Below are 19,922 nucleotides of genomic sequence, written 5' to 3' on the forward strand. Positions count from 1 at the left end.
TCCCTCCTGTATAAATCCTTCAAAATGTCCGGTAAGAAACAAGCCGCTCCAACTGTCTGTTGAAGAGCCTGCTCCGCCGTTTTATAATAATATCGAACAGATTGTTCCATATCAGATTGATTGTACCGCTTTTTCCGGCAAAAGGCAAGCGGCGAAAAGGAGGCTTTCCATGTTAAAAAAAGTAAGCGATCTCTTCTCCGGAGTCCGAATGACCCTTGTTTCCGGTATCTTCCTGCTTCTCAGCCTGATTTTGATGTTGACGGGAAACTCACTTCCCGCCGATCCGGCCCTGGTGACGGTGATCCTCTCCGGCTACCCTCTGCTCTATCTCGCCTTGACCAGACTATTTCGCCAAAGATGGATCTCGTCCGCCCTTCTGATCTCCATGGCCATGCTGGCTTCCCTTGTGATCGGAGAACTTTTTGCCGCCGGGGAAGTAGCCTTCATCATGGCCATCGGGGCAATCCTGGAGGACATGACCGTGGCCCGCGCCAAAAAAGGCCTCTCCCAGCTGATCTCGCTGGTTCCCACAACCGGCCGCAGACTGATTTCAACGGATGGGGGCGTGGAAGAAGAAATTATCCCGGCGCCGGCGATCCGTACCGGCGATCCCATCCGTGTTCTGCCCGGCGAAGTGATTCCCGTGGACGGCCGGATCGTCTCCGGCAGCACCTCGGTGGATCAGTCCATCCTAACCGGGGAATCCATTCCCGCTGACAAAGGCGTTGGAGACGAGGTCTTTTGCGGGACCATAAACTGCTTTGGCTCCATTGATCTTTCCGCCACCAGCGTCGGAGAAGATGCTTCCCTGCAAAAGATGATCCGTCTGGTTCAGGAGGCGGAGAAGAAAAAAGCTCCGATGCAGCGCATCGCAGATCAGTGGTCCGTTTGGCTTGTCCCCATCGCCCTTATGATCGCGGCGGGCGCTTTTCTTCTCAACTGGGCCCTGGGGCTCGGCGTGACGGCGGCGCTGAACCGGGGCGTAACCGTCCTGGTCGTATTTTGCCCCTGCGCCTTGGCGCTGGCGCCCCCCACCTCCATCATGGCCGCCATCGGTCAGGCCGCCAAACATGGCGTCATCATCAAATCCGGGGAAGCCCTGGAGGCCATGGGGAAGGTGGATACCATCGCCTTTGACAAGACCGGAACACTGACTTACGGGAAGCTTACGGTTTGTGATGTGCTGTCCTTTTCCGATGACCTTCAGGGAATGGACCTGTTATCTCTGGCAGCCGGGGCGGAACGAAAAAGCGAACATCCGCTGGGGATGGCGATTACTTCCCATGCCAGGGCGCAGGGCATTTCCCTGCCGGAAACCGAAGAGTTCCGAATGGAAGCCGGAAAAGGAATCGCCGCCAAGATTTCCGGAAGATTGCTTTTGTGCGGCAGCGAATCTTATCTTTCGGAGCATGGAATTGCCGTCGGGAAGGCGGAGCGTCCTGTCCTTGAACGGCTGCAAAGCCAGGGAAAAGCTTTGGTCTTGGTTGGTTCTGGGGAAAAATGCCTGGGGGTCATCGGCCTTTCCGATATCCTGCGTCAATCCGCCAGGGATATGGTAGCCCGCCTGACCGGCATGAATACCAAAACCCTGCTTCTTTCCGGGGACAACCAAAAGGCGGCGGAATATTTCGCAGAGGAAGCCGGTATATCCGCTGTTTTCGCCGGGCTGCTTCCGCAGGATAAGGTAAAGCAGATTGAGAAATTGCAGCAGGCAGGAAACAGGATCTGCATGATCGGCGACGGAGTCAACGACGCTCCCGCGTTAAAGACGGCCGACGTCGGCGTCGCCATGGGAAGCAGGGGAAGCGATATCGCCGTGGAGGCCGCAGACATCTCCCTGATCGGGGATGATATCTCAAAAATACCCTACCTGAAACAGCTCTCCCGCTCCACACTGCGCACGATAAAAGGAAATATCGCTGCATCCATGGGAATCAACGCCGTAGCCGTCTCCCTCTCGGTTCTGGGCCTCTTGACCCCCGTCACCGGGGCCTTGGTGCACAATGCCGGCTCGGTACTGGTTGTTCTAAATGCAGCGCTTCTCTATGATCGGAGATTTGACCGGGAATGACCTCTTTCGTATTTGACAGCTCTCCCGATTCCTGATAAGATTAGTCCGTATACAGACTAATCTTGGAGGAAGCGATGATGACGCTCACAGCGCAATCCAAACTTTATACTGTACTTTGGCGGGAAACCATGGTGATCTATGAAGACTGGGCCCGCCGCCGCGGTTTATCCTACTGCGAACTTTTAGTCGCCTTGTCGCTGGCGGAATCCGGCGGAGCCTGCGGGCAAAAAGAAATCTGCCGCGAGTGGCAGCTCCCAAAGCAGACGGTCCATACCATCTGCAAAGATTTCCTGAACCGGGGATGGGTTGCGCTTCTTCCCTCAAAGAAAGACAAGAGAAGCAAAGAAATCCATCTGACCGATGCCGGAAAAGCCCAAATCGGCGCCATAGCTGACGCTCTGACGCACTGCGAGGAAACGGTATTCCGGATGTTGGGCGAGAAACAGGTGGACGTTTTGCTTCAAGTCACAAGAAATTATAATCAGTGTTTACGGGAGGCTGTGTTCTGTGAAGATACATAAAGAGTTTTTTCGTTATGTGATTCCGTCCATGCTTGCCTTCGCCCTGTCCGGGGTTTATGCGATTGCCGACGGATTTTTTGTAGGGAACGCCCTGGGGGACAGCGCTCTCGCAGCGATCAATGTCGCCTATCCGATCACTGCTTTTCTCCAGGCGGCCGGCACAGGGATCGGCATGGGCGGCGCAATCCGGTATTCCATCAGCATCGGAACAAAAAAGGAGCGGAGGGGAAGGCAGTATTTTGGAATGTCCCTGATCCTTTTGGCAATTGCGGGAGTCTTTCTGACCTTCTTATTCTGGGCCGGCTCTCCGGCTGCCCTTCGCCTGTTTGGTGCGGAGGGGTCCATTCACACCCTGGGAAAAGAATACCTGCTCTGCATCAGCTGCGGAGCAATTTTCCAGGTGATGGCCACGGGCCTTGTCCCTTTTCTTCGAAATATGGGCGGCTCGGTCGCCGCAATGGCGGCCATGATCGCCGGTTTCCTGACCAATATTTTGCTGGACTACCTGTTTGTCTGGGTGCTGCCCTGGGGCATGACCGGCGCGGCAGCCGCGACTGTCCTGGGCCAGGCGGTAACTTTTTTTGTCTGCCTAGGCTTTTTTATCCGAGGAAAACAGCGTCCCCTGTTTTGCTTCGGGAAAGAGGGAAGACTGCTGCTGCACCAAATTTTCGGGGTTGCTTTTTCCCCGTTCGGCCTGACCTTTTCCCCCAATATCACACTGATTCTAATCAATAAAAGCGCCGCCCTCTTTGGCGGCGCCGCGGCAGTAACCTGTTACGCTCCGATCAGTTATATCTCCTGCGTGATCCTTCTGCTGCTGCAGGGAATCAGCGACGGAAGCCAGCCGATGGTCAGTCTGGCCTTCGGAGAAAGAAAGCTGGACCGCACGAGACAGATCCGGAATCTGGCCTACCGGTTTGCGGCCGCCGTCTCCCTGCTCTGCATGATCGTATTGTTTCTGGTTCGAGGCCGCGCGGCAAAGATTTTCGGCGCTTCGGAAGATATCACCCGGCAGGTGGCTGCTCTCCTTCCGGTCTTTCTTACCGGCTATCTGTTTCTTGGTATCTCCAGGATCACTACCGCCTTTTTCTACGCCGTGGGCAAGAACCTGCAGGCCTATATCCTGATCTATGGGGAGCCGTTTTTTCTGTTTTTGCTGCTGCTGTTTTTGCCAAGGCTTTTCGGTGTTTGGGGGACCTGGCTATCCGTCCCGATTTCCCAGATCTTGATTGCTGCCGTCAGCATCTTCCTGGTTCTGCGGGAAAAACAGCCGGTCCCTTCCGGCAGAGGAAACGCCGGTTAAAATTGAAATACGATTCCAATCACCGCGGAGACCGCAATGTAAAACACCGGATGCTTATGAAACTTTTTGATGCAGTAAAAGACCAAAACAAAAAACACGAGTTTTCCCCAGTCCACATAAGATGCCAGGTGCGCCAGCTGATTCAGCGATTCCAGATGAAGAAATGAGGACTGCATCACGGTCAGTCCCGCCACCATGATGAGCGCGGTCACCGCGGGTCTCAATCCAAAAAAGGCGTCTTCGACGAAATGATTTCCGCTGAATTTTTCCAGGGACTTGGAGACCAGCACCACAATGATGATGGAGGGAATAATCTCTCCCAGGGTGGCGATGATCCCTCCTGGCAGGCCTCCCACATTGTAACCGACATAGGTGGCCATATTGATTCCGATCGGGCCCGGCGTTGACTCGGAAATTGCGATCATGTCGCTGATAAATGCAGCGGAATACCAGCCGGTGGTCTCGGAAAGATGTTCCAAGAAAGGAATCGTCGCCATACCTCCGCCGATCGCAAACAGCCCGATCTGAAAAAACTCATAGAAAAGCTGCCAATAAACGATCATTTTGCCCTCCTATTCCGAACCGTCTGGATCAAAATTCCCAGCACGGCCGCGCAAACGACACAGAGGATGGGGGAAAGAGGGGTAAACAAGGAATAACCCGCCACAGCCAAAAAGATCAGAAAGCCCGGCACGTCTTTGACGCCTTTCTTAAAAAGCCCCAGAACCGTGCTGGCAATCAGGGCGGTGACGCAGACCGAGATCCCGCCCAGCGCATGTTTCACATAGACGTTGTCCTGGAAATTCTGCAAGCAGGCCGCCAGAATCGTAATGATGATAATGCAGGGGGACACGACGCCCAACGCTGCCATCAAGCCTCCGGGAATCTGCCTCCGGCGGTAGCCGATGAATACGGAAACATTTACCGTAATGATTCCGGGCAGTCCCTGGCTGACCGCATAATAGTCGAGCACCTCCTCTTTTTCGATCCAGCTGCGCTTTTCCACCACTTCCCGTTCCAATATGGGCAGCATGGCATACCCTCCGCCAAAGGTTACCAGCCCCATCTTAAAAAAAGCAATATAAATATCCAGCAGTCGATCTCTCCCCTGCTCTTTTTCCTTCATATCTGCTCCTTTGCCTCTACAGCCGAAAATTCCACTGTATTTTTATTTCATCATATTTTCGATGTCGTTTGCCTTTTTCGGAATATGATCCGACAAATTCTTGACGCCGGAAGCGGTGACCAATACATTGTCCTCGATCCGGATTCCCATCCCCCACTCGGCGATATAAAGCCCCGGCTCCACGGTGTGGACGCACCCGTCGGTGACCGTCTTTTCCGCATCCCGCAAATCATGCAGGTCCAGGCCAATGGGGTGGCCGGACCCATGGAAATAGTACCGCTCCACCTCCTGGGGATCGTCGATCAGGCCGATTGCTTTCAGCGCAGTCCCATAATGCTTTTTGACCGCCGCGTTGACTTCGTTCTCACTGATTCCGACCCGGATCGTCCCCAGGGCAATCTCCAGCGCTTCATATACGATATCGTAGACTATCCTCTGCTTTTCCGTGAATTTGCCATTCACCGGCAAGGTTCTCGTCACATCCGACACGTACCAGTTGCTGACGGCTCCGACGTCCATTAACACCATGTCGCCATCCGCGCACGGATCCTTCGCTTCATTATAGTGGAGTACCGTGGCATTTTTCCCCGCTGCAATCACAGAGCGAAAACGAGGGCCGCTCCCCTGCAAGCTCAGATAATGGATATAGTGGGCCTTGACCTGATATTCCCACATGCCCGGATGCAGCAGACCTGCCACATGCTCGATAGCCCCGCCGGTCAGATTCACCGCACGGGTGATTTCTTCGATTTCCTCCGGCGACTTCGGGTTTCTCAGCTCGGTCATCAGCGGCAGCGAGTTTAGAATCTGTACGGAAGGGTACAGGGCCGATACCCGGCGGGCAAAGACCTGCGACGGCGTCAACGGTTCGTGCATCTCCGCGATATTGGTGAACAGATAGACATTTTTGCAGATACCGGGAGAAAACATTTTTTTAGCAAATTCTTCTTCAAACTGGTAGCGGTAGAGGACCTGGCCGATTCCGGAGATTTCTGCGGCCTCCTTTAGCCGCAGCATCCGGGCCTGCCATTTTTCATAGTGTGCATCCACCGGCGGGATAAAAAGCTGGGCGGTCGTTTGTGAACCGTATTTCCACAAAATCAGCAGGAAACCGTCCCGGTCGATACCGGTAAAATAATAAAAATTGCGGTCCACGGAAAATGGATACGCCAACTGATCGTTTGTATCCCGGCGGTAATGGCCGGAAAAAAATACGGCGGCCGAACAGTCTTCCATCCGGTCGAAAAAGCGGCGGCGGTTGGCGGTAAAACATTCAGCATTCATGAAATTAAGCTCCTCTCCTATATGGAATAAAACCTCATCTGACCGGCAGAACACAAGAGACAAAATGCCCTGGCCCCCGTTCAGTCAGAGGGATCACTTCTCCCGTGCATTCCGGGCGGGCATGGGGACAGCGCGCCGCAAACCGGCACCCCGGCAGAGGATTGACCGGACTGGTCACCTCTCCCCGGACCAGATGCCGCCTTTTGCGGTCCCGCTGCAGCTTGGGAACCGGAATTGCGGACAGCAGCGCCTGGGTGTAAGGGTGCATCGGCTGCTCAAACAGTTCCTCGGTCGGCGAAACCTCCACACATTGTCCCATGTACATCACCATGATTTGATTGGAGATGTGTTTGACGACGCTCATATCATGGGTGATGAACAGATACGTCAGTTCCCGCTGCTCCTGCAGGTCCATCATCAGATTCAAGATCTGAGCCTGGATCGACACGTCCAGCGCCGAAACCGGCTCATCGCAGACGATAAATTTCGGATTCAATGCCAACGCGCGGGCCACGCCGATTCTCTGGCGGCGTCCTCCGTCCAGCTCGTGGGGATAAGCGTTGATAAAGCGGTCGGACAACCCGACGGTGTGCATCAGCTCCACCACCCGCTCCTGAATCTCCGCCTTGCCGGTAAGCAGTTTATTGGTGCGGATCGGATCCGTGATGATTTCACTGACCGAAAGCCGCGGGTTTAAGGAAGAAAAAGGGTCCTGAAAAATAATTTGAAGCTGCTGCCGCATGCCTTCCATCTGCCGGGCATTCAGGGTCCGGAGGTCTTTTCCCTCAAAGAGAATCTCGCCTCCGGTCGCCTCGATCAGACGCAGGATCACCCGGCCCAAGGTGGATTTTCCGCAGCCGGATTCTCCCACTACTCCCAGGGTTTTGCCTTTTTCAATGGACAGATTGATATCATCCACTGCGTGGAGATTGCCCCGCGCAGTCTTAAAATACTTTGTCAAATTTCTGGTTTCCAGAATTGGTGTGGCCATGTTTTCTCCTCTCCTTCCCGAATCACTGCTGTTTTTCCCAATCAGCATACAGGCGGCAGCGGATTCCATGGGTTCCCCGCTGATACAGGGGCTGCGCCTGGAGGGAACACTGCTCGGCTGCCCTCGGACAGCGAGTATGGAATTTGCACCCGGAGGGCAGATCGGAGGGATCCGGCATCATTCCGTCGATGGGATGCAGACGGCGTTCCTTTTTGGACAAATCCGGGATAGAGCCGAACAGTCCGACCGTGTAGGGATGGTGGTCCTCGGCTTCAAAAATATCCTCCGCCAGGCCGATCTCAATGATCTCCCCAGCGTACATGATCGCCACCTGATCGCAGGTTTCCGCCACGATTCCCAAATCGTGGGTAATCAGGATCGTCGATGTATTCAGCTTTTCCTTCAACTCCTGCATCAGATCCAGTACCTGCGCCTGGATCGTCACATCCAGCGCGGTGGTCGGTTCATCGGCGAGGAGCAGTTTCGGCTCGCAGGCCAGGGCTATCGCAATCACGATGCGCTGCCGCATGCCGCCGGAAAACTGGTGGGGATAGTCCATCTTCCGCTCCGCCGGCAGACCGACCAGCTGAAAAATTTCATCCACTTTCTTTTCTATCTCTTCTTTTGACAGATCCTTCCTGTGAAGCTCCAACACTTCCCCGACCTGTTCGCCCACCCGTATGGTGGGATTCAGGCTCGTCATCGGATCCTGAAAAATCATGGACACCAGACTGCCGCGTAGCACCCGCATATCGCCTTCGCTCGCCTTTGTGATATCGATTCCATCTAAGAGAATCTGTCCCTCCTCGATGGTTCCGATCCGGTCCGGCAGAAGCCTCATGACGGACAGCGCCGTGGTGGTTTTTCCAGCGCCCGTCTCCCCGACCAGGCCAAGAGTGGCGCCGCGGTCCAATGTGAAATCCAGTCCGTTCACCGCGTGAACCGTGGCTTCATCCCCGCGGTAAATCACATGCAGATTTTTAATTTCCAATAGATGTTCCATTTTTCACCCTCCTTCGCCTAATTCCGCAGCTTGGGATCCAGCGCATCCCGCAGGCCGTCGCCGATCAGGTTAAAAGCCATCACGGCCAAAACGATGGCGATACCGGGGAAGGCGATCAGATAGGGATCGTATCTCATGAATTCCTTGGCCTCGGAAAGCATGGATCCCCACTCCGGGATGGAGGACGGAAGTCCCAGCCCCACAAAACTCAAAGAAGAGATCATTAAAATCGTATTGGCCATGGAGAGCGTCGCCTGCACAATGATCGGCCCAATCGCGTTGGGCAGGATATGGTAGAGGATAATTTTTCTGTTCCGGCATCCATAAGCCCGCGCGGCTTCCACAAAATCCTGTCCCTTCACCGTCAGGATGGAGGAACGCACGATGCGGGCAAAACGCGGCACCGAGGAGACGCTCAGGGCAATCATCAGATTCATCATCCCGTTTCCCAAGGCCGCGACGATGGAAATCGCAAGCAAAATGGAGGGGATTGCCAAAAAAACGTCCATGATGCGCATCAGGATATTATCCACCTTGCCCCCATAATATCCGGCCGCCGCCCCGATCAGGGAACCGCCGGCCAGCGAAATCAGAATCGTCAAAGTCCCGACCAAAAGGGAGATTCGTCCGCCGAAAAGGACGCGGGCAAATACATCTCTCCCATAGCGGTCCGTGCCGAACAGATGATCCGCGCCCGGCGGCTGGAGCCGCGCCTGCATATTGTGGGTAATGGCGTCCGCTTCATAATCGGCAAATAAGCCTGCCCCCAGGGAAAGGATGATCAGCACCAGAAATAAAACCAAGCCGAATACCGCCAGCCGGTTTTTGAGATAACGTTTCCCGATCGTTTTTAACTGACTGTTCTTTTTGGTCGGAGCCGGCATGCCGCCTGCTTCCTTTGTTTTCGTGTTTTCCATATCGTCACCTCGATGCCTTTACATATTGGGACTTGATTCTGGGGTCAATAAACGCATAAAGGATATCAATCAGCAGATTGATCAGGCTGATGGCCACGGCCACGAACAGTACGGACGCCATCACCATGGGGACATCCTTCTGACGGACGGACGTAATCATCAGGCTTCCCATGCCAGGGATGGAAAACACGGTTTCACAGATCATGGCTCCGCCCATCTGCAGGCCAAAGTTGATGCCGATGATCGTGATGATCGGAAGCAGCGCGTTCCGCAGCTCATGCCGCCGGATGATCCGCCCCTCCCCTGCGCCTTTGGCGCGCGCCGTGCGGATATAATCCTCGCGGATCACCTCCAGCATGGTGGAGCGGGTCATCCGAATCATGGTGGCCATACTCCCGATCGCCAGGGTGACCGACGGGAGAATAAAGCCGGTCCAGTCGGTGATGCCGATGGCGGGGAACCACCCCAGTTTCAGCGCAAAAAGAAGCAATAGCATCAAGCCCAGCCAAAAGGCGGGAATAGAAGTCATGATCAGCGCCAGGCCAAGGCTGACCGTATCAAAAACAGAATACTGCTTTACGGCCGATATGATCCCGATGGGAACGCCGATCACGACGGACAGCCCGATGCCGAAGAAAGCAAGCGCCAGGGTGTTGGGAAGACGGGTCAGAATCTCTTCCACCACAGGAAGCCCGGTACGGTAAGAATCCCCGAAGTGGAACGTAACGGCTCCTCCAATGTATTTTACGTACCGGAACAGGAAATTCTCATTGAGCCCCATCTCCTCACGCAATTCCTCGATGGCTTCGAGGGAGGCGTTTTCTCCCAAAATCATCTGCGCCGGGTCACCCGGAGTCAGGGCGAGAATTGTAAAAATAATAAATGAAATTCCAAGGACAACGGGAATCATCATCAAAATACGTTTGCCGATATATTTAAACAAGGGAACCTCCTTTTCGGGGCTGCTGCAAAAGAAAGGTTGCAGCAGCCTCTTTCTGTGTCATTTCACGTTATTCCCAATAGTAATCGTAGACATATTGTTTCTGGGAGGTATTGGCCGTAACGCCTTTCAGGTTCGCCTGACAGGCGACCCCATTCATGGTGCTCAGGATCGGAACCATCACCGCTTCCTTTTTCATCAGCTCACAGGCATTGAGATAGGCAGTCTTCCGCTCCGCATCGTCGGAGGAAGTACGGCCAGTTTCCAGATATCCATCCAGCTCCGGATTGTTGACCATGACAAAGTTATTGCCGCCGCCCAGATAATCGCTGTGATATCTCATGTACATGATGAAATCCGCATCCGGGTTCAGAGCCGTATAACTGTTGACACAGATCTCATATTCACAGTTTGTATAGACATCGGACAGAAATGCGGTCCGCTCCATCGGCTCGATATTGGCCGTGATCCCCACCTGGCGGAGCTGCTCGGCAACAATCTCCGTCACCTTGGCATAAACGCCGGATTCCATGGTCTTGATCGTGATGGTCACTCCGTCCGGATACCCGGCTTCCGCCAACAGCTGCTTGGCCAGATCTGGGTCGTAGGCAGCCCCTTCAAACCCTTCCGGACAGCCAAAGCAAGGGGCAGGAATCGGGCTGGGACACTCAACGCCTACTCCCTCGACCGCCCCCAGAAGACAGGCTTCCCGGTCGATCGCATGGGCGACCGCCTGGCGCAGCAGGGGATTTTCGGCAAAGAGCCCCTTCGTGTTATTAAAAGCAACAAAATAAAAGGAGCTGGCCGATACCTCATCATAAAACAGGTTCGAATTGTTCTTGATATTCTCCCGATCCGCCGCCTGGGTGGAAACGATCATATCCACATCGCCGGATTCCAGGGCGATCAGTGCCGCCGAAGTGTCGGTCACCAACTGGTACGTCAATGTTTTGATGGCAGCCGCATCACGAAAATAATCTTCGTTTGCAGTGAACACAATTTTAGAACCGCTGTCCCAGCTGCTGAATTTATAAGGTCCGGTGCCGACCGGGTTTCTGGCGAACCCCTTTGCATCCGCTTCCACCGCAGCCTTGGAGACAATACTGCAGTTCACATTGGCCAAACAACTTTCAATCGGCCCATAAGCATATTTCAATGTCAGCTTCACATGAGAATCATCCACTTTTTCCATCTTCTCCATGGAAGCCGTGATTCTTGCGGTGGCGGAGGATGCCAAAGCACGCTCAAACGAATATACCACGTCATCCGCGGTCATCGGGTCCCCATTATGGAACACAACGCCTTGGCGCAGGGTGAACGTAATCTCCGTCTTATCGTCGTTGTAGCTCCAGGATTCCGCCAAGCCGGGAACCAGCGATCCGTCCTTTTCCTGGCGGATCAGGCCGTCGTAAAGGTTACATTGGATACTAAAGGTGTTTAAATCATTGGCATCCGCGCTGTCCAGGGACGAGGGTTCCCCGGTGATCGCCAGGATGACAGACTCCTTGCCGTCGGAAACCGCCCCGCCCGCCGTGGAAGCATTTTTTCCGTCGGAGCCGCCGCCTGACGAGGAACAGCCCGCAAAAGCCAGCAGCATCGCAAATGCCATCAGTATCGATAGAAAACCTCCGCGCCATCTTGTGTTTTTCATTTTTTTCTCCTTCCGTTTCTCTGATTGTTCTTTTTCGGCCTTCCCAGCTGGAATCTGAAAATCCCGCCCCCCTTTTCTTCTGTTCTATTGCTATTTCACCGATTCGGCTGGCTGGCCATTACTTTTTTCTATTTTTGAAGTTTGAATTCCGTTTTTTTCCTGATATCTTTGTTTCTAATTTCGTTAATTTTATATTTATATGGATATTTATCTCTGATAAGTCGAGTTGTTTCTGAAATGCCTTTTTATTTCTGCGTTAAATTTTAGATAATTACAAATACGAATTTGTTTGTTTATTAAGCATTCTATAGCATGATATATGCAGTATTTTTCTGTAAATTATTTGTATTATAATTCCGACATATTTTTTTGTCAATCCGTTTATACGATCAATTCCTTACTGATTTTGTTGCTATCTATATACAATCAGTATATAATAAGGTTGATCCAAACTCTTTTTTTGGGATTCTTCTCGTTTAAACAAAACTCGGTTTACAAAGTTGTATCCATCTATTGCAGGAGGCATACGAATGGATCTGTGGCAATTAAACTATTTTGTAAAAGTCGTCGAAGAGGGCAGCATCTCTGCGGCGGCCAGAAAACTTCATATGTCCCAGCCGCCGTTGAGTTTGCAGATAAAACGTTTGGAATCGGAACTTGGCGTCCCTCTCTTTCTCCGGGACAGCCGAAATATGATTTTAACGGATGCAGGCGACACTTTGTACCACCGCGCCAAAGCGATATTAAATTTATCGGCTATCGCCATGAAGGAAGTCCACTCCATCGCGGGAGGCACCAGTGGTATCTTGCGCCTCGGCACCACTTCCTCTTCGGGCTATACAAAAGTCAGAGAAAAAATCCAGGCCTTTCATCTTCAAAATCCAGGAATCTCTTTTGAAGTATATGAGGGAGACTCCTATACTCTCATCGACATGCTCCACAATGGTGAACTGGACGCGGCATTTGTCCGGACTCCGTTCCCTCAAAAAGATTTTTCCTGCGTTTCCCTGAACACCGAACCGCTCGTGGCCATCGGACTAACCTCTTTTTTTGAGGATCCGCGGCAGTCCGTCTCTCTTTCTTGGCTCCAAAGCCGGCCGTTGATTATTTACCGCCGGTGGGAAACACTGCTTCGCAACGCGTTTAATGAAAAAGGGCTGGATCTATGCCCGCTCTGCGTCAGCGACGACGCGCGGACCTGCCTGGGATGGGCCATTTCCGGCCTGGGAATTGCCTTGATTCCGGCCTCCACCCTGGAACCGGGTCTCGATCAATCCCTGACTTCTCACCCGATTGAGAACCTGGATATCCGGTCCAGCATTACTCTGATTATGAACCCGAATGAAAAATCGAAAATTGCCCAAAAATTCTTCCGTTCCTTCCAGGAGGATAGCCCCCCAACATAAGATGAAAGGTTTAGCCGTCAGTTTCAAAAAGCGAAGAATCATCTGACAGAATCGCGTTCAAATATAAATCGACAAAATCCACCATGAGATCAATTCTTTCCTTGCACTCGACGCCGGTAACGTGGTAAAATAAAGACAAATCAAACATAGAAAGAAGGGACCCATGATGGATCAGGAAATTTTAAATTATGTAGTAGAAAAGACACGCGAGTTGATTCATGCTCCATCCTGCAGTAACGAGGCGAAGATAGCGGCCCAATGCTGGCTGGACGCCGTTGGAACCGATGCGCAGAAAGAGGAAACCCCCAAATTTTTAGAGGAATTAGAAGAAGATATCATGCCGCTTGATCAGTTAATTCGCTTTGCCGAATCCGAAAAAGGACGCCGGTATTTCGGGGCGGATACCGCTGAGGGGATTGCCTCGCATGCGAAAGAGATCCAGGCAGCCGGAGCGAGATACTGTGACTGCCCTGCTTGCCTGGCGGTTGCGGCGATTCTGGAAAAAAAGGACGAGCTGTTAGAATAAGGATCACAATCAAGTAGGAGGGAGTGATTAGCTCCCGTCCTCTCACACCACTTATCCCGACTTTATTGTTATCTTGAATCGCTTCAGTAATGCCTATCAATTGCCGATTCAAATAAGAAAAAGTCGGGATAATCTATTGCCCACCCATTGTCAATTCTCCTAAAGGCAAGCCACATATTATGAGAATTGATAATATAATTACTACCGAAAAAACACTTGCTCCAATTATCGCTATCACTTTCTGACCTCCAATATTATAAATCTGCTAATCAATTTAACATCTTCGTTTTAAATCTTTTAACAACCGTTACCAATAAATCCTTTGCTTCAATCAAACTTTCCTGCTTGCACTTAGGACAATAGAGGTTTTCTCCTTAGAAATCCCCCCTGCCTTACTTCGCCTTTGTCTTTTGCTCCAGTTCCGCACCATAACGGACAACCATAGCAAGCAAAATCAAGAAGATACCAAACGTGATGCTGCCCGCATCATCAAATCTGTTCCATTCTGTCAGACCGATTTTCTCATAAATACCAGCTATAATCCCTGTAGATATGACAGACAATACAATTTGCATAATCCCAAGCCGCTTTATTCTGTCCGCACCTGCATTTGTAAACGGTGTACCCTCTTTCAGTTCCGCCGTAAAATAGCGGTAGACAAATGCTGTGAAGATACCTCCAAACAGTAAAGACACCGCAGTTGTGGTCAAAGTACCTACAATCTGTCCTTTGCTCATTTCAGCCGCAACGGATATAAAATGAAGGAATCGATTTTCCATATTCGCCACATCTGCCGCCACAAGAGTTGCCCCGATTGATGCCAATGCCACTCCCACGATGGTAAATATCAAAACAATTTTTGAGAGTATCCGCAATACCCTCATTCCTTTTTGGATTTTCTCTAAATTGCTCATTCTCTTATTTTCCTTTCTCCGCTTTCATTATTTTTCAACAGCCTTTCGGCAGTCTTATTCCTTATCAATACGGCAATCGGGGTGATTACCAGATACAATACGGTCAAAATCACAAAAAATCCTATGCCCGCATCTAAAAATACATAGATAATATTGAAGCCAAAGTGTAGCAATACCGAGTAGATTAGGTTGTTATGTCGTTCCAGAAAAATATTCATTAGGACGGTAATGGAAGTGATTACAACGATGTTGGAGATAATGTAGGGTATCGCCCGCCAATCGGTAAACTCCGAATCCACCACCCATAACAGCGTATGCCAGAAGCACCACACCAAGCCTTGACAGACAGAGGATTTCAGGAAGCCGTACTTCTTGTTAAATTCCTCCCGCAAAAAGCCGCGCCATCCCAATTCTTCTCCTGTCGGGCCGGAGGTCAGGGAGAGAAAGATGCTGAGCGGCAATGCTGTCGTTCCCAAATTGATGTAGGACAGCATGGGCTTTCCCGTCACAACGGTGTGGATGAACAGCGACAATACGCTGATGCCAAAGGTAAGGGCAAAGGATAACAGCAGCAGGTGCAGTTTTACTTTTCCCGAAAAACATCGCTTCATAAAAGTCATTCTTGTTTCATCTGGCCTAAAATGCTTCCAGCAAATCAGCAGCAAATACGTCGGTGACCATGCGATCAGGTTGCGGACGATCCACATGATAACAGGCGGTGCGTGAAAGACCAGACTTGCCGTTCCTGCCACAAAAATAATGAGCAGCCAGACAAGAATATAGGAGCTGATGATATATTTCTTCAGATAATTTGTTTTCACCTCATTAGTTCCTTTCGCTATCCGTGCAGATGACAAGCTCGCTCTTTATTCCGTTCAGCTCGATGATGTTTTCCGCATCGGGCGTATCAAACCTTTCCGTCTGCTGTCCGTCTTTCTCATAGGTGATGCTTGTTCCAATGCCTTTTGTAACAGCACTAAAGACCGTATCCTCTGGGATATGGATTTTTGAGGTTGCCGACACTTGGTTGATTGCCACTTCGCCTTTTAGGGAATTACAGACCACATTCAAATCAAGGTTACAGTCTATTTCTACTGTTCCAGATACATCTCTCAAAACAACGCTTGGTGTCTTTACATCAAGCTCTATACTGTCACACTCCAGAGAACGGATTTCCACGGTTTCCGCATTGACCGCACACTCAATTTTTCCAATATACGGAGACGGGATCTGGACAAAAATGCTGACGGCTTCTTTCGCTGTTGCTTCTAATACCCCATTTTTGCGGTTTACATCCACATCAATCCGTTTTCGGATGTCGTCAATCTTGACCTTAAAATCATTCTGAAGCGTGGAGAGGGTATTGGACGCCAGACGGACACGGATTTTCTCACCCTCATAACCCGACAGAATGAATTGCTTTGCACCGCCGAACTTCATGTCATAGCGTTTCGGCTCGTCAATATCGTACTCCGTAACGCTCTCAAACAGATAATCTGTCGGTTTCTTCGCTCCCTTTTCGTTGGAGAGCAGCTCGTCAATGGAAATGTCGAACAGGGCGGAAATCGCCATCATATTTTCAATATCGGGAATGCCTGCATCGGTTTCCCATTTTGTCACTGCCTGTCTTGACACGCCAAGCTTTTCCGCCAACTGCTCCTGTGACATACCCGCCTGTTTGCGGATAGATTTTAATTTTTCTGCAAATGTCATGCTCGTGACCTCCTTGTTTTGATATACCTATTATAGAAAACTGTACTTTACACCACAAGAAAGTACAGATGACATTCAATATTTTTCTGCTACTTTGCGTGGCATTTGCGTATTTTAAGCCAAGAATCAATCCTTTGAACTGTCATTAAGTAAATTTATTTGCTCTTTGTCTGAGCCAGAGGAATGACGAGGGAAGAACTCAGCTTATCACGATGTTCGGTGTGGTAGAAAAGCGGTGCGAGGTCATCCCCACGCACCGCTGAACATTAAATTATTTCTCCCATTTTCTTCGATAGTTTTTCTTTTTCATCACCAGAAGCACCGCAAGCAGGCAGATCAGGGAAACCACCATCACTGAAATCCAGAGAGTTACATTGCTGTTATCTCCCGTCTGTGGGATACCGCTATTCGGCTTAGTGGAATTTCCTGTCTGTGGGCTACCGTTGTTTGGCTTACCAGAATTTCCTGTGTTACCGCTGAGCACCGGGATATCTACAGTATCTTTCTTGTAATGGCAAACGCTGCACTCCTCATGCTTGCTGCCCTTTTGGGTAGCAGTTGCTTCTTTGTCAATGACCCATGTAAAGGTATGTGCCCCTTCATCTGCCTTGCTTCCGCAATCGCACTCATACCAGTGGCCATTTGCATCAAATTTCCAATTGCCATAACTGTGGGTATGCCTCTCACTGTAGCCAATAGCAAAAGGACTGAGGGTGGATGTAATCTTCAGACCGTGTGCAGTTGCCACAAAGTTACTCAGTTCCATAGAACCGTCGGCTTTCTGATGCAGAATTACAAAGTCATAGTTCTGATAATTGGCATCGGTGATACCTGCAGGATAGCCTAAGGTGAAAGTTACCGTCTCATCGTGAACCTCTTCCCAGACCATTCATTGTGTTACTCCTTATACTTGAGATCCAACTGTCATAATTATGGTTACATATGAGGTGATAGTAGCAGATTATATGGGTTTTATGGCGCTTCAAATTTATAGCCGACACCAACAATGTTTATGATATAGTCCGGAGAATCTGGTGCCGATTTCAGCTTCCTCCGCAAGTTACTCACATGGTTGCTTACTGCTTTCTTGGAATAAAAAGTATAATCTTCGTTCCAGACCAGTTTCATAATCAGCTCATAAGTAAATACTCTTTTCGGATGCGTGATCAGAAGAGCAAAAACATCAAATTCTTTCGCTGTCAATTCAATCACTTGTCCGCTCACACGTACAAGCCGCTGCTCCAAACAAAAGTACAGCTCTCCCATCTCGATCTCTGTGAATACTCCACCGACCTCCGCCTGTGGATCATGGATTTGAAAGCCGTCACATGGGCTATCGGCTGAATCGTTATCCTTCTTTTCTTCGCTAAGAAGGTATTTTATTAACGCCTGCCGCTGCTGGACATTTAACAGCATAAGCAGTTTTTCTCCAATTTTATCTCCTGACTCAGAGATTTCTATCACGGCTAATTTCCCATATCATCATCTCCTGTTAGTGTGGATCTATACTCAACTAAAAATACATTTTAAGCGTTATAAAGCTTGCTATATTGTTTTGGAGTAACCATGGCGTATTTCTTGAAAAAATTAGTAAAGTGGCTTTGGCTGCTAAAACCAAGCTGATAGGTAATATTTGATAAATCTTCTCCGGCCTTCAGCATTTTTTTGGCTTCAGTCATTTTAGTACATTCAATAAAGCGATAAGGAGATATCCCCTTTTCTTTCGTAAACATCCGAATAAAGTGGTACTTGCTGAAACCCGTAAAGGAACTTAAATCGCATAAGGCAATATTTGAAGCATAATGCCTTTCAATATACTCACAAGCACGTTTTATAACATCTGAAACATCTATTTGTTCGTATTCCACTGGTTGGGAACAGCCGGCAACCAAATCGCCAATGATCATATAAAGCAATTCTTCCTTTTGCAAGTCACAATATGAGCCATTTTCAATTAAGTCAATCAGCTCTGTGATCTGTGGAATCAGGTCGCTCTGGTAAACAATCTGCGGTTCAAAATAAGGACATATGGCATATCCTAAACATTCCAATGTCAATTCTTCCATGCGATCAGTCGTAATGTGAAAGCATCTAAAATCCAGCATTTCCTTTTTCAATTCTAAACAAGTATGATTATCATTCGGGTTAAAAAGGAGCAGGTCATTTTTTCCTATGGTGTATTCCTTACCCTGGCATATTACCCGTCGGCTTCCGCTTTCTATATAGCCTAATTCATAGTAATCATGAAAATGCGGAGGCAAACTTTCAATCATTCCTGTCAGTGTCAGTACCTCTATATTAAGTTTTTCGTCAAAAACGATTTTACTGCCAGCGTTATTCATGAGTCACCTCCACAAAATGATTTCAATAATATCATTATAGTGTATTCGTATTTCTTTTTCTTGCATAATGTTGCTGTTTTCGTTAAGGTCTGTCGAATACCGTTCTTTTATACCTATTCTATACTGATTTCCTTCACCACCGCCACAGCCGGGACAGTATTTATTCAAAAACATAGGGCAAAGCCCACAGTTCAACCCGCAAAGGGAAAATAATTGATTCTGGATATCCTCAGTATTCTCTTCCTGCAATACGTCAATAGCATCATCGACTGTAATGATACCCACAAGCCTGTTTTCCATATCCACAACAGGAAGAGCAAGGAAGTTATACTTATCAAGGAAATTTGCCGCTATTTCTTTATCATCATGCGTGTTTACAAAAATTGTATTTGTTTTCATAAACTCTTCAATCTTATCGCCATAATCGTGTAACAAAAGTTCTTTTACTGTAGTTACACCAATAAGATGCCTTGAGCTGTCAGTAACGTAACAAGTATAAATTGTTTCCTTATCAACACCTGTACGTCTTATTCTTTTAAAGGCATCCTCAACAGTGTTATCCTTTTTCAGATCAACAAACTCAGGGGTCATAATTGAGCCTGCGCTGTCCTCAGGATACTTTAAAAGAGTGTTAATTGATTTTCGTGTCTGTGCATCAATATTTCTGAGTATTCTTTTTACAATTGTCGCAGGCATTTCCTCAATAATATCAACTGTATCATCAAGGTAAAGCTCGTCAATAACCTCACGAAGCTCTGTATCTGAAAAAGCATGGATGAGAGCTTCCTGCGTTTCACCGTCAAGCTCAACGAATGTTTCAGCCGCCTCTTCTTTAGGAAGAAGACGGAAGAGCAAAATCCTCTGTTCATTTGGAAATTCATCAAAAAGAACAGCAATATCAGTTGGATTAATGTCTGCTAAAATGCTTTTAAGCTGTGAATATTTCTTCTCTCTGTAAAGAGTGGAGATTTGCTCTATAAGCTTTTCAAATTCAAGTTTTTCAAGATTCATGGTCCGTATCTCCTTTCGTTTTTTATTCTATTCCATAGTATTGTTACCTCCCATAATAATCTTTGTTTTTTTCTTGTTAACTCTCTTTTTCTTACTTTTTCTTTTTTCATAGAAAGCTTTTTTAGTCTATGTCATTCCCCATGGCCTAAAATCATGGATATCTGGATCTTTGGGGTTCACTTAATAAGACGTCGTCTTATTTT

The 19,922-nt window shown here is 49.2% G+C and carries 21 protein-coding genes; 5 read left to right on the forward strand and 16 right to left on the reverse strand.

The genetic code is table 11. The features are described from left to right. The first annotated feature begins 169 nt into the window (after nucleotides 1-169). The 3 genes from MUB23_RS14435 to MUB23_RS14445 all read left to right on the forward strand — a co-directional run bounded on the left by MUB23_RS14435 (nucleotide 170) and on the right by MUB23_RS14445 (nucleotide 3,895). Entirely contained in the window at nucleotides 170-2,071 is a 1,902-nt protein-coding gene (locus MUB23_RS14435; RefSeq protein ID WP_244801307.1) for a heavy metal translocating P-type ATPase, read from the forward strand. Nucleotides 2,072-2,145: 74 nt separating this feature from the next. Further along, entirely contained in the window at nucleotides 2,146-2,592 is a 447-nt protein-coding gene (locus MUB23_RS14440; RefSeq protein ID WP_244801308.1) for a MarR family winged helix-turn-helix transcriptional regulator, read from the forward strand. Then, nucleotides 2,579-3,895: an MATE family efflux transporter gene (locus MUB23_RS14445; RefSeq protein ID WP_244801309.1), complete on the forward strand. Its 1,317-nt coding sequence runs from the start codon at nucleotides 2,579-2,581 to the stop codon at nucleotides 3,893-3,895. Before MUB23_RS14440 ends, MUB23_RS14445 begins: the two co-directional genes overlap by 14 nt. On the opposite strand, the gene MUB23_RS14450 is transcribed toward MUB23_RS14445, so the two are convergent. The 8 genes from MUB23_RS14450 to MUB23_RS14485 form a co-directional block, all read right to left on the reverse strand. Further along, the gene (locus MUB23_RS14450) at nucleotides 3,892-4,458 is read right to left on the reverse strand and encodes a chromate transporter (protein ID WP_244801310.1); all 567 of its coding nucleotides are present in this window, start codon (nucleotides 4,456-4,458) and stop codon (nucleotides 3,892-3,894) included. The genes MUB23_RS14445 and MUB23_RS14450 overlap by 4 nt on opposite strands. Then, complete coding sequence (locus tag MUB23_RS14455; RefSeq protein WP_244801311.1) at nucleotides 4,455-5,021, reverse strand: chromate transporter; 567 nt, start codon at nucleotides 5,019-5,021, stop codon at nucleotides 4,455-4,457. Before MUB23_RS14455 ends, MUB23_RS14450 begins: the two co-directional genes overlap by 4 nt. Before the next feature lie 42 nt (nucleotides 5,022-5,063). Further along, a complete protein-coding gene (locus MUB23_RS14460) occupies nucleotides 5,064-6,305 on the reverse strand; it encodes an aminopeptidase P N-terminal domain-containing protein (RefSeq protein WP_244801313.1) in 1,242 nt (413 codons plus the stop codon). 34 nt (nucleotides 6,306-6,339) lie between these two features. Beyond that, complete coding sequence (locus tag MUB23_RS14465; RefSeq protein ID WP_244801315.1) at nucleotides 6,340-7,296, reverse strand: ABC transporter ATP-binding protein; 957 nt, start codon at nucleotides 7,294-7,296, stop codon at nucleotides 6,340-6,342. Nucleotides 7,297-7,318: 22 nt separating this feature from the next. Further along, nucleotides 7,319-8,299, reverse strand: a complete 981-nt coding sequence (locus tag MUB23_RS14470; RefSeq protein WP_244801317.1) for an ABC transporter ATP-binding protein — start codon at nucleotides 8,297-8,299, stop codon at nucleotides 7,319-7,321. Between the two features lie 17 nt (nucleotides 8,300-8,316). Next, nucleotides 8,317-9,216: an ABC transporter permease gene (locus tag MUB23_RS14475; protein ID WP_244801319.1), complete on the reverse strand. Its 900-nt coding sequence runs from the start codon at nucleotides 9,214-9,216 to the stop codon at nucleotides 8,317-8,319. A 4-nt stretch (nucleotides 9,217-9,220) separates the two neighbouring features. After that, nucleotides 9,221-10,159, reverse strand: a complete 939-nt coding sequence (locus MUB23_RS14480; protein ID WP_244801320.1) for an ABC transporter permease — start codon at nucleotides 10,157-10,159, stop codon at nucleotides 9,221-9,223. A 67-nt stretch (nucleotides 10,160-10,226) separates the two neighbouring features. Then, nucleotides 10,227-11,807, reverse strand: a complete 1,581-nt coding sequence (locus MUB23_RS14485) for an ABC transporter substrate-binding protein (protein WP_244801322.1) — start codon at nucleotides 11,805-11,807, stop codon at nucleotides 10,227-10,229. 530 nt (nucleotides 11,808-12,337) lie between these two features. Between MUB23_RS14485 and MUB23_RS14490 the strand changes: the two genes are divergently transcribed. Both MUB23_RS14490 and MUB23_RS14495 read left to right on the forward strand, forming a co-directional pair. Then, nucleotides 12,338-13,213: a LysR family transcriptional regulator gene (locus MUB23_RS14490; protein ID WP_244801324.1), complete on the forward strand. Its 876-nt coding sequence runs from the start codon at nucleotides 12,338-12,340 to the stop codon at nucleotides 13,211-13,213. A gap of 166 nt (nucleotides 13,214-13,379) precedes the next feature. Then, a complete protein-coding gene (locus MUB23_RS14495) occupies nucleotides 13,380-13,739 on the forward strand; it encodes a molecular chaperone Hsp90 (protein ID WP_244801334.1) in 360 nt (119 codons plus the stop codon). Nucleotides 13,740-14,008: 269 nt separating this feature from the next. On the opposite strand, the gene MUB23_RS19885 is transcribed toward MUB23_RS14495, so the two are convergent. The 8 genes from MUB23_RS19885 to mgtE form a co-directional block, all read right to left on the reverse strand. Beyond that, nucleotides 14,009-14,074 (reverse strand): hypothetical protein, encoded by a 66-nt coding sequence (locus MUB23_RS19885; RefSeq protein WP_330641901.1) that lies wholly within the window; start codon nucleotides 14,072-14,074, stop codon nucleotides 14,009-14,011. 57 nt (nucleotides 14,075-14,131) lie between these two features. Further along, entirely contained in the window at nucleotides 14,132-14,653 is a 522-nt protein-coding gene (locus MUB23_RS14505; RefSeq protein ID WP_244801325.1) for a hypothetical protein, read from the reverse strand. Then, nucleotides 14,650-15,474: a CPBP family intramembrane glutamic endopeptidase gene (locus MUB23_RS14510; RefSeq protein ID WP_244801326.1), complete on the reverse strand. Its 825-nt coding sequence runs from the start codon at nucleotides 15,472-15,474 to the stop codon at nucleotides 14,650-14,652. Before MUB23_RS14510 ends, MUB23_RS14505 begins: the two co-directional genes overlap by 4 nt. 4 nt (nucleotides 15,475-15,478) lie before the next feature. Beyond that, entirely contained in the window at nucleotides 15,479-16,366 is an 888-nt protein-coding gene (locus tag MUB23_RS14515) for a helix-turn-helix transcriptional regulator (RefSeq protein WP_244801327.1), read from the reverse strand. A gap of 271 nt (nucleotides 16,367-16,637) precedes the next feature. Continuing rightward, nucleotides 16,638-17,255, reverse strand: coding sequence for an LPXTG cell wall anchor domain-containing protein (locus MUB23_RS14520; RefSeq protein WP_244801328.1), 618 nt, complete (start codon nucleotides 17,253-17,255; stop codon nucleotides 16,638-16,640). Between the two features lie 83 nt (nucleotides 17,256-17,338). Then, nucleotides 17,339-17,830 (reverse strand): winged helix-turn-helix domain-containing protein, encoded by a 492-nt coding sequence (locus MUB23_RS14525; protein WP_330641900.1) that lies wholly within the window; start codon nucleotides 17,828-17,830, stop codon nucleotides 17,339-17,341. A 62-nt stretch (nucleotides 17,831-17,892) separates the two neighbouring features. Next, nucleotides 17,893-18,708, reverse strand: coding sequence for an AraC family transcriptional regulator (locus MUB23_RS14530; RefSeq protein ID WP_244801329.1), 816 nt, complete (start codon nucleotides 18,706-18,708; stop codon nucleotides 17,893-17,895). Nucleotides 18,709-18,711: 3 nt separating this feature from the next. Beyond that, complete coding sequence (gene mgtE / locus MUB23_RS14535; protein WP_244801330.1) at nucleotides 18,712-19,719, reverse strand: magnesium transporter; 1,008 nt, start codon at nucleotides 19,717-19,719, stop codon at nucleotides 18,712-18,714. Between the last annotated feature and the right edge of the window lie 203 nt (nucleotides 19,720-19,922).

The organism is Cuneatibacter sp. NSJ-177, from assembly GCF_022867805.1.
Lineage (GTDB): Bacteria > Bacillota > Clostridia > Lachnospirales > Lachnospiraceae > Pseudolachnospira.